The sequence below is a fragment of the Bradyrhizobium sp. UBA2491 genome, from assembly GCF_002341725.1.
GTDB lineage: Bacteria > Pseudomonadota > Alphaproteobacteria > Rhizobiales > Xanthobacteraceae > Bradyrhizobium.
In genome coordinates this window covers 115,773-125,856 of record NZ_DDOP01000059.1, presented here as the reverse complement: position 1 = coordinate 125,856, position 10,084 = coordinate 115,773, and the positions used below count along the sequence as shown (strand labels likewise).

At 65.9% G+C, this 10,084-nt stretch carries 10 protein-coding genes; 9 read left to right on the top strand and 1 reads right to left on the bottom strand.

Translation table 11 applies throughout. The annotated features are described in order from the left end of the window. The first annotated feature begins 163 nt into the window (after positions 1 to 163). The 8 genes from B2W55_RS19525 to soxA all read left to right on the top strand — a co-directional run bounded on the left by B2W55_RS19525 (position 164) and on the right by soxA (position 7,691). Positions 164 to 1,564 (top strand): MFS transporter, encoded by a 1,401-nt coding sequence (locus B2W55_RS19525; RefSeq protein WP_024580819.1) that lies wholly within the window; start codon positions 164 to 166, stop codon positions 1,562 to 1,564. A gap of 154 nt (positions 1,565 to 1,718) precedes the next feature. Further along, positions 1,719 to 2,168 carry a (2Fe-2S)-binding protein gene (locus B2W55_RS19520; protein WP_024580818.1) on the top strand — a complete coding sequence of 150 codons (450 nt, stop codon included), beginning with the start codon at positions 1,719 to 1,721 and terminating at the stop codon, positions 2,166 to 2,168. A gap of 10 nt (positions 2,169 to 2,178) precedes the next feature. Further along, positions 2,179 to 4,365 carry a xanthine dehydrogenase family protein molybdopterin-binding subunit gene (locus B2W55_RS19515; protein ID WP_024580817.1) on the top strand — a complete coding sequence of 729 codons (2,187 nt, stop codon included), beginning with the start codon at positions 2,179 to 2,181 and terminating at the stop codon, positions 4,363 to 4,365. 57 nt (positions 4,366 to 4,422) lie between these two features. Beyond that, positions 4,423 to 5,694, top strand: a complete 1,272-nt coding sequence (locus B2W55_RS19510; RefSeq protein ID WP_024580816.1) for an NAD(P)/FAD-dependent oxidoreductase — start codon at positions 4,423 to 4,425, stop codon at positions 5,692 to 5,694. Next, complete coding sequence (soxX, locus tag B2W55_RS19505) at positions 5,687 to 6,136, top strand: sulfur oxidation c-type cytochrome SoxX (protein ID WP_029879037.1); 450 nt, start codon at positions 5,687 to 5,689, stop codon at positions 6,134 to 6,136. Before B2W55_RS19510 ends, soxX begins: the two co-directional genes overlap by 8 nt. A 3-nt stretch (positions 6,137 to 6,139) precedes the next feature. Continuing rightward, complete coding sequence (locus B2W55_RS19500; RefSeq protein WP_024580814.1) at positions 6,140 to 6,601, top strand: SoxY-related AACIE arm protein; 462 nt, start codon at positions 6,140 to 6,142, stop codon at positions 6,599 to 6,601. Next, positions 6,601 to 6,921: a thiosulfate oxidation carrier complex protein SoxZ gene (soxZ, locus tag B2W55_RS19495; RefSeq protein WP_024580813.1), complete on the top strand. Its 321-nt coding sequence runs from the start codon at positions 6,601 to 6,603 to the stop codon at positions 6,919 to 6,921. Before B2W55_RS19500 ends, soxZ begins: the two co-directional genes overlap by 1 nt. Beyond that, the gene (gene soxA, locus B2W55_RS19490) at positions 6,918 to 7,691 is read left to right on the top strand and encodes a sulfur oxidation c-type cytochrome SoxA (protein ID WP_024580812.1); all 774 of its coding nucleotides are present in this window, start codon (positions 6,918 to 6,920) and stop codon (positions 7,689 to 7,691) included. The genes soxZ and soxA overlap by 4 nt, the downstream gene beginning before the upstream one ends. Positions 7,692 to 7,827: 136 nt before the next feature. On the opposite strand, the gene B2W55_RS19485 is transcribed toward soxA, so the two are convergent. Next, the gene (locus tag B2W55_RS19485; RefSeq protein WP_024580811.1) at positions 7,828 to 8,601 is read right to left on the bottom strand and encodes a ferredoxin--NADP reductase; all 774 of its coding nucleotides are present in this window, start codon (positions 8,599 to 8,601) and stop codon (positions 7,828 to 7,830) included. A gap of 167 nt (positions 8,602 to 8,768) precedes the next feature. Here B2W55_RS19485 and B2W55_RS19480 point away from each other — a divergent pair, with 167 nt between their 5' ends. Next, complete coding sequence (locus B2W55_RS19480; protein WP_024580810.1) at positions 8,769 to 9,965, top strand: amidohydrolase family protein; 1,197 nt, start codon at positions 8,769 to 8,771, stop codon at positions 9,963 to 9,965. Positions 9,966 to 10,084 lie beyond the last annotated feature (119 nt).

Sequence of the window (10,084 nt, the reverse complement as noted above, 5' to 3'; positions counted from 1 at the left end):
CTTCGCCGGGACGACACCGAGTTTGCTGCACCACTGCGCGCCCCTCACCGCAACCTGCCGGCGCACGCCCGGGCAAGGCCGCTTCGCATACGCATCATGCAGCGGCGCGGCTGGGGAACGGGATGCCGGCATAGTACACCACGGCCTGGAGACATTTTCAGGCATGCTCGAAAAGACCCCGACGTCAGGCTCCGCTACGGTGCCGATCAGCGATGGACTGCCCTGGGAGACACGGCGCTGGGCTGTGGCCGCGATCTTCACGGCGCTGGCAATGGCCTCGCTCGACACCGCGATCGCCAACATCGCGCTGCCCGCGATCGCCAACGATCTGCATGTCAGCCCCGCGGAGGTGGTCTGGGTCGTCAACGTCTACCAGATCGCCCTGGTCGCGACGCTGCTGCCGCTCGGCGCGCTCGGTGAGATCGTCGGCCACCAGCGGATCTATCTTGGCGGCCTGCTGCTGTTCACATTGGCGTCACTTGGCTGCGCGCTGGCCTGGTCGCTGCCGAGCCTGCTGGTCGCGCGCGCCTTGCAGGGCCTCGGCGCCAGCGGCCTGATGAGCGTCAACACCGCATTGGTGCGCTTCGTCTACCCGAGCAAGATGCTCGGCCGCGGCTTCGGCCACAATGCGCTCGTCGTCGCGACCGCCTTCACGTTGGGCCCGACCATCGCGTCAGGCATCCTGGCGCTCGGGACCTGGCCCTGGCTGTTCGCCGTCAACCTGCCGTTCGGCATCATCGCATTGCTGATCGGTTTCAAGACACTGCCGGCCACGCCGCGTGCCACCCACAGTTTCGACTTCACCGGCGCGGCGCTTGCCACTGCCTGCCTCGGCCTGTTCATCATCGGGATCGGGAGCGCGGCCCACAAGACGATGCCTGCACTGGTGATCGCGGAACTGATCGGCGCGCTGGTGTTCGGCTGGATCCTGACCCGGCGTCATGCCGATCATCCGGCGCCGATGCTGCCGATCGACCTGTTCCGGCGGCCGATCTTCGCGCTGTCGGCCGCGACCGCGGTCTGCTCATTCGCGGTGCAGGGCCTCGCCTTCGTCTCGCTGCCGTTTTATTTCGAGGACATCCTACACCGCTCGCAGGTCGAGACCGGCTTCTTCATGACGCCGTGGCCGCTGGTGGTCGCCTTCATGGCGCCGATCGGCGGCCGGCTGTCCGACCGCTATCCGGCCGGCATCCTCGGCGGCGTCGGCATGCTGCTGCTCGGCATCGGCATGGTGTTGCTCGCGACCCTGCCGGCGGAGCCGAGCGTTGCCAACATCGTCTGGCGCACCATGATCTGCGGCATCGGTTTCGGCTTCTTCCAGACCCCCAACATGAAGGCGATCATGTCGAGCGCCCCTTCGCATCGCAGCGGCAGCGCCAGCGGTATCGTTGCGACCGCACGGCTGACCGGGCAAACCACCGGTGCCGCGCTCGCCGCGCTCTGCTTCGCGCTGGCCGACCGCGAGGGCGCGACGGTGGCGCTGGCGCTGGGCGCGGGCTTCGCCGCGCTCGGCAGCGTCATGAGCTTCCTGCGCCTGGCCGTCGCCTCACCGCAAAAGTCATGACAGGCATGTGAGGCGCGCAGGGGCGCGACCAAACACCACAGCCTCAAGTTTCTTCCGCGTTGCAAGCGCATATTCTTGATTTGAACCGTTCCAGCTTCAAGGCCAACATCGCCCCGAAGTCCAATCGGAGGATTGGACCATTCAGGGGAACGCGATGGCAAACCTCAATATCAACGGCAAGACGATCAACGTAGACGTCGAGGACGACACGCCACTGCTATGGGCGATCAGGGAGAATGTCGGACTGACGGGGACCAAATACGGCTGTGGCATTGCACAATGCGGCGCCTGCACCGTGCATGTCGACGGAGTCGCGATGCGCTCCTGCGGCGTCACGGTCAGCGAAATGGCCGGCAAGGAGATCACCACCATCGAAGGGCTCGCGGCGGGCGGCGCGATGCACAAGGTGCAGCTCGCCTGGATCGCCAGCGACGTGCCGCAATGCGGCTACTGCCAGAGCGGCATGATCATGGCCGTCGCGGCGCTGCTGAAGGACAACCCGAAGCCGTCCGACGACGACATCAACGACGCCATCACCAATATCTGCCGCTGCGGCACCTTCCAGCAGGTGCGCGAGGCGATCCATGCTGCCGCGAACGCGTGAGGAGGCAGTGATGAACCAGCACGTCATGCCGAAACTCAACCGCCGCGCCTTCGTGATCGGCACGGCCACCGCCGGCGCCGGTCTCGCGCTCGGCCTCGATCTGCCGTTCGGCGGCCCCGCCGTGGTGCGCGCCGCCGACGGCGCCCCCGAAGTGAATGCGTGGGTCGTGATCCGGCCCGACGACACCGTGGTGATCCGCATCGCCCGCTCCGAGATGGGCCAGGGCACGCTGACCGGCCTCGCCCAGCTTGTCGCCGAAGAACTGGAATGCGACTGGTCGAAGGTCACGACCGAATTCCCGACGCCTGGCCAGAGCGTCGCCCGCAAGCGCGTATGGGGTGATTTCTCCACCGGCGGCAGCCGCGGCATCCGCACCTCGCAGGACTATGTCCGCAAGGGCGGCGCCACCGCGCGCGTGATGCTGATCCAGGCCGCCGCCAACGAGTGGAAGGTGCCGGCCGCGGAGTGCAAGGTCGCCAACGGCGTCATCACCCATACCCCGTCGGGCAAGACGACGAGCTACGGCAAGGTCGCAGAAGCCGCCGCCAAGCTCGAGCCGCCGACCGACGTCAAGCTGAAGGACCCGAAGGACTGGACCATCGCCGGCAAGGGCCTGAAGCGGCTCGACACCGTCGACAAGACCACCGGCAAGATGACCTACGGCATCGACGTCAAGCTGCCGGGCATGCTGAACGCGGCGATCAAGGATTGCCCGGTGTTCGGCGGCAAGGTGAAGAGCTTCGACGAAGCCAAGATCGCCAACATGAAGGGCGTCAAGAAGGTGGTGCCGGTCGGCGACAGCGCGGTCGCCGTCGTCGCCGACACCTGGTGGCACGCCAAGACCGCGCTGGATGCGCTGCCGATCGTCTGGGATGAAGGCGACAACGCAAAAGTCTCCAGCGAGACGATCGCGAAGTGGCTCGCCGAGGGTCTCGACAATGCGCAGCCGGCCTATGTCGGCAACCAGAACGGCGATGCCAAGGCAGCGATCGCGAGCGCAGCGAAGAAGGTGGAAGCTGTCTACAGCTACCCCTACCAGAACCACGCCACGATGGAGCCGATGAACGCCACCGTGCTCTACACACCTGACAAATGTGAGGTGTGGTGCGGCACGCAGAATGGCGAGGCGGCGTTCGCGGCAGCGCTTGAGGCCGCCGGGCTTCCCGCGGACAAGGTCGACGTGCACAAGCTGATGCTCGGCGGCGGCTTCGGCCGGCGCGGCATGACCGACTACGTCCGGCAGGCGGTGGCGATCGCCAAGCAGATGCCGGGCACGCCGATCAAGCTGCTGTGGTCGCGCGAAGAGGACATGCAGCACGGCAAGTATCACCCGATCACGCAGTGCAAGCTGACCGGCGCATTCGATGCCGACAATAATCTGGTCGCGCTGCACTACCGGCTCTCGGGCCAATCGATCCTGTTCTCGGTGCGTCCGGAAGCATTGCAGAACGGCATGGACCCCGCCGCGTTCCAGGGCGTCGCCCAATCCGGTGAAGCTGCGATCGGCTATTCGGTGCCGAACCTGCTGGTCGAGCATGCCATGCGCAACCCGCACGTCCCGCCAGGCTTCTGGCGCGGCGTCAACGTCAATCACAACGCGATCTACATGGAATGCTTCATGGACGAGTTGGCCCAGGCCGTCGGCCAGGACCCGCTCGAATTCCGCCGCAAGCTGATGGGCAGGCACCCCAAGCATCTCGCCGTGCTCAACGCCGTGGCCGAGAAGATCGGCTGGGGCACGCCGGCACCAAAGGGCGTCTACCGCGGCATCGCGCAGGTGATGGGCTATGGCAGCTATGTTGCCGGCGCCGCCGAGATCTCGGTGACCGACGGCAGCAAGATCAAGGTGCATCGCATCGTCGCTTCCACCGATCCGGGTTACGTCGTCAATCCGGCGCAGGTCGAGCGGCAGATCGCGGGCTCGTTCGTCTACGGCCTCAGCGCGCTGTTCTACGGCGGCTGCACCGTGAAGGACGGCCGCATCGAGCAGACCAATTTCGACACCTACAACTCGATGCGCATCAACGAGATGCCGAAGGTGGAATCGGTGATGGTGCCGAGCGGCGGATTCTGGGGCGGCGTCGGCGAGCCGACCATCGGCGTCGCTGCGCCGGCGGTGCTCAACGCCTACTTCGCAGCGACCGGAAAGCGCATCCGCTCCTTCCCACTGCGCAACCAGAACATCTCCTTCGCCTGAGCAAACCGGAGGCGGCGGTCCGAGTGGCCGCCGCCTCCCTTTTCCGGATTGTCGCGCATGGCCGTTACGCGTCATCAGACGCGCAGGGATGTGATCCGTGGCGCCGCTGCCGTCGCAGCGGCAGCGCTGGCGCGTCCGGCGCTGGCGCAAGCGGCAGCCCGCATCGCCGTGATCGGCGGCGGCTTCGGCGGCACCGCTTGCGCGCGGGCGCTGCGGCGACTCGATGCAAAACTCCAGGTCACGCTGATCGAGCCGAACGCGATTTTCACTGCCTGCCCGTTCAGCAATGAGGTGATCGCTGGCCTGCGCGAACTCACCGCACAAGAGTTCACCTATGACAAGATTGCGGCTGACGGCATCACGATCGCGGCGCAAGCGGCCACCAAGGTCGACGCGCAGGCGCGCAGCATCGCGCTCGCTGATGGCACGACGCTGTCCTACGACCGGCTCGTCCTCGCCCCGGGCATCGACCTGCACTTCGACGCCCTGCCCGGCTATGACGAAGCCGCCGCCGAGAAGATGCCGCACGCCTGGAAGGCCGGCGAGCAGACCATGCTGCTGCGCAGGCAGCTCGAAGCGATGGATGATGGCGGCCTCGTCGTGATCGCGGTGCCGGCCGCGCCGCTGCGCTGTCCACCCGCACCTTACGAGCGCGCCAGCCTGATCGCGCATTACCTGAAGGCGAGGAAGCCGAAATCGAAGATCCTGGTGCTCGACGCCAAGGACACTTACTCGCAGCAGAAGCTGTTCGAGAAGGCCTGGGCGGAACTCTATCCTGGCATGATCGAGCGCATCGCGCTGTCGCAAGGCGGACGGGTGACATCGGTCAATCCGGCGACCAACGAGATCGTCACCGATTTCGGCAATTACACCGCCGCGGTCGCCAACGTGATCCCGCCGCAACGCGCCGGCCGCATCGCCGAAATCGCCGGCGCCGCCGATCACACCGGCTGGTGCCCGATCGATCCGGTCAACTTTGCCTCGAAACTGGTACCCAATATCCACGTCATCGGCGATGCCGCGATCGCGGGCGGGATTCCGAAATCCGCTTCCGCCGCGGCGGCGCAAGGCCGTGCTTGCGCGGCCGCGATCATCAATTCACTCGCGGGCAAGGCGCCGGAAACGCCGCGGCTCGATGGCGCCTGCTACAACACGGTCGCGCCCGGCTACGCGTTCTCGCTGAAAGGCATCTATCAGCCGAAGCAAGATCAATACGCCGAGGTGGAGGTGACCACCAGCCCGGTCGACGCGCCCCGCACGATACGTCAACGCGAGGCCGATCAGGCGGCCGACTGGTTCAAGGCGATCACGGGAGACGCCTTTGGCTAGGCCCTCCCCGGTCGCATTGCTCGCAGCGGCTGCATTCGCAGCCTGTGCACCCGTCAGCGCCGAACAGCTACGGCCCTACACCGTGATCGGCGATGCCATTCCAGCCTCGCTGACGGGAACCAAGGGCGACGCCACCCGCGGCCGCGCGCTGATCGTCGAGCGTTCCAGCACTTGCATCCTCTGCCACAGCGGCCCATTTCCCGAGCAGGCGTTCCAGGGCGACCTCGCGCCGAACCTTTCCGGAAGCGGCGCGCGGTGGTCGGAGGGACAGTTGCGGCTCCGGCTCGTCGATGCATCGCGTCTCGATGCGGCAACGATCATGCCGTCCTATTATCGTGTCGACGGACTGACGCGCGTCGGCGCCGCATGGCGCGGCAAGCCGATCCTGTCGGCGGAGCAGATCGAGGATATCGTGGCCTATCTGGAAACACTACGGGACTGAGCGATGGCGCATTCGGACCACACCCGGCGAACGTTCCTCTGCCTCACGGGCGGTGCGGCCGTGCTGGTCATCGTGCGCCCCGCGGACGCGACGCCTGCGATGCAGTCGGCCGCGATCCGCAACGTCGTCGGCGAAGCCAATGTGCGGGCCGGCAAGGTCAAGCTCGACATCCCCCCGCTGGTCGAGAACGGCAACACGGTGCCGATGACGGTCAGCGTCGAAAGCCCGATGACCGCGGACGCGTATGTGAAGAGCATTCATGTCTTCAACGAGAAGAACCCGCAGCCGAATATCGGGAATTTCTATCTTCGACCAGGCGCCGGGCGCGCCCAGGTGTCGACCCGGATCCGCCTCGCCGACAGCCAGAAGGTCACGGCGATCGCGCGGCTGTCCGACGACACGTTCTGGTCGGCGACCGCAGACGTCGTGGTGACGCTCGCTGCCTGCACCGAGGAGGCGATCTGATGCCGTCGGCCCTGATCAATGTGCCGAAGAAGGCCAGGCGCGGCGACGTCATCGAGATCAAGACGCTGATGTCGCACATCATGGAGACCGGCTATCGACACACCGCGTCGGGCGACGTGGTGCCGCGCGACATCATCACGAACTTCACCTGCCGCTTCAACGGCACCGAAGTGTTCCGTGCCGATCTTTTTCCGGCGATCGCCGCCAATCCGTTCATCACCTTCTTCACCACCGTGACCGAGAGCGGCACGTTCGAGTTCGAGTGGATCGGCGACAAGGGGTTTTCGGAGACCGCGCAGGCTTCGATCACGGTCGAATGAGGATTGCGGCCTGCATCGCAGTTCTGACGGCGATGGCGGGCGCGGTGCTTGCCACCGAGATTCCGCTGGACCAGCGCCGTTCCGGCTACAGCTTCATGAGCGCCGACACCAAGGCGATGCAGGACGAGGACACCGCCAATCCCGGCATGCTCTTCGTGCTCGACGGCGAGGCGCTGTGGAAGCGCAAGGCCGGCACGGCGGACAAGGCGTGTGCCGACTGCCATAGCGATGCGCGGGTCAGCATGAAAGGGGTCGCGGCGCACTATCCCGCTTTCGAGAAGACGCTGGGACGGCCGGTCGACCTCGAGGGCCGGATCAACCTCTGTCGTGCCAATCACCAGCAGGCCTCGCCGTACGCCTATGAGAGCCGCGAGCTGTTGGCGCTGACCGCATTCGTCGCGCAACAATCGCGGGGAATGCCGATCGCTGCCGGCGACGATCCGGAGCTCGCGCCTTTCGTCGAGAAGGGCCACGCGCTGTTCATGCAGCGGCAGGGCCAGCTCAATCTCGGCTGCGCCAACTGCCACGACGACAATTGGAACAAGAAGCTCGCGGGCAGCGCGATCACGCAAGGACAGCCGACCGGCTATCCGCTGTATCGGCTGGAATGGCAGTCGCTGGGATCGTTGCAGCGCCGGCTGCGCGCCTGCATCACCGGCATCCGGGCGCAGACCTATGACTACGGCTCGCCCGAGCTGATCGAGCTCGAACTCTATCTGATGACGCGGGCGCGCGGCATGCCGATCGAGACGCCGGCGGTCCGGCCTTGATTAGCTCACGCCCCATCCACGTCATTGCGAGCGAAGCGAAGCAATCCATCGCACGACACACGCGGAAGCATGGATTGCTTCGTCGCTGTCGCTCCTCGCAATGACGGCGCTGGGTATCAACGCGAGGAACATGAGATCAACGCTCGGCGAACGCCTTCTCCACCACGAACTGGGCGGGCTCGCCGTGATTGCCCTCGACGAAGCCACGGCCACCCAGCAGCGTGCGCGTGTCGGCGACCAGCGCCGGCGAGCCGCAGATCATGACCCGGTCATGCGCGGCATCGAGCGCCGGCAGGCCGATATCGGCGAACAGCTTGCCCGAGGTGATGAGGTCGGTGATGCGGCCGCGGTTGCGGAACGGATCGCGCGTCACGGTCGGGTAATAGATCAGCTGGTCGCGCACCAGATCGCCGATCAGCTCGTCCTGCGGCAGATGCTCGGTGATCATCTCGCCATAGGCGAGCTCCTTGACGTGGCGGCAGCCATGCAGCAGCACGACCTTCTCGAAGCGGTCGTAGGTCTCGGGGTCCTTGATCACGCTGAGGAACGGCGCAAGGCCGGTGCCGGTGCCGACCAGATAGAGGTTGCGGCCGTCCTCGAGGTTGTCGATGACCAGCGTGCCGGTGGCCTTGCGGCTGACGATGATCTCGTCGCCTTGCTTGAGGTGCTGGAGCCGCGAGGTCAGCGGGCCGTCCGGAACCTTGATCGAGAAGAACTCGAGGGTGTCCTCGTAGTTCGCGCTGGCGACGCTGTAGGCGCGCAGCAGCGGCTTCTCGCCGACCTTGAGCCCGATCATGGTGAACTCGCCGTTGCGGAAGCGGAACGACGGATTGCGCGTGGTCTTGAAGGAGAACAGCGTGTCGGTCCAATGGTGGACGCTGAGGACGCTTTCCTGGTTGAAATTGCTCATCGCACCAACCCTTGATGTGTGCCGCGGCGGAGGACTCGAACCCCGTTGACCGGCTCGACCGTTTGTATACGATCATTCGTATACAAACAAATAATCCGGCTTGATCCAGAAGTCAAGCCGGGCTCAAATTCCCGGGCAATTTCGGAAGAAACGGAAGGAAAACACCCATGGCTCACGACGCGCCCCAGGCCACCGGCCCCAGCAAGCTGGTGATCCGCAATATCGGGCTCTTGCTGTCGGGGGCATTGGAGAAGCCGATCCTGGACGCCGATACCATCGTCGCCGAGAACGGCAAGATATCAGCGATCGGCCGTCTCAAGGATGTCGACACCGAAGGCGCCACCACGATCGTCGATGCCATGGGAACGACGGTCGCGCCCGGCCTGATCGACAGCCACGTCCATCCGGTCGCCGGCGACTGGACGCCGCGGCAGAACCAGATCAACTGGATCGACAGCTATCTGCATGGCGGCGTCACCACCATGATCTCCGCCGGCGAGGTCCACATGCCCGGCCGGCCGCGCGACGTGGTCGGCGTGAAGGCGATGGCGATCTTCGCGCAGCGCGCATTCTGGACGCTGCGGCCCGGTGGCGTAAAGGTGCATGCCGGCGCGCCCGTGATCGAGTGCGAGATGGTGGAGGACGATTTCAAGGAAATGGCCGCCGCCGGCGTCAAGCTGCTCGGCGAGGTCGGGCTCGGCGGCGTCAAGGACGGGCCGACGGCGCGCAAGATGGTCGGCTGGGCGCGCAAATACGGCATCCAGAGCACGATCCACACCGGTGGCCCGTCGATCCCGGGCTCCGGCCTGATCGACAAGGACGTGGTGCTGGAAGCGGACACCGACGTGGTCGGCCACATCAATGGCGGCCACACCGCGCTGCCCGACGACCAGATCCGCTGCATCTGCGAGGGCTGCAAGCGCGGGCTGGAGCTGGTGCACAACGGCAATGAGCGCTCGGCGCTGTTCACTCTGCGCACTGCGCGCGAGATGGGCGATCTGCACCGCGTCATCCTCGGCACCGATGCTCCGGCCGGCTCCGGCGTGCAACCGCTCGGCATTTTGCGGATGGTCTCGCTGTTGTCCTCGCTCGGCGAGCTGCCGGCAGAGCTGGCGTTCTGCCTTGCGACCGGCAACACCGCGCGGATGCGCGAACTCGATTGCGGCCTGATCGAAGTCGGCCGCTCTGCCGACTTCGTGCTGATGGACAGGGCGCAGCATTCGCCGGGCAAGAACATCCTGGAGAGCGTTCAGCTCGGCGATCTCCCGGGCATCGGCATGACCATCATCGATGGTATCGTCCGCACCCAGCGCAGCCGCAACACCCCGCCGGCGGGCAAGATACCGGAGATCGTGGCGAAGTAGGCGGGCGATGGACGACCCGTCAGCCTGAGGTGCACGCGCAAGCGTGCCTCGAAGGATGCACGGCCCTTGACGGGCAGCGGGGCCGCCACCCTTCGAGACGGTCGCTTCGCGACCTCCTC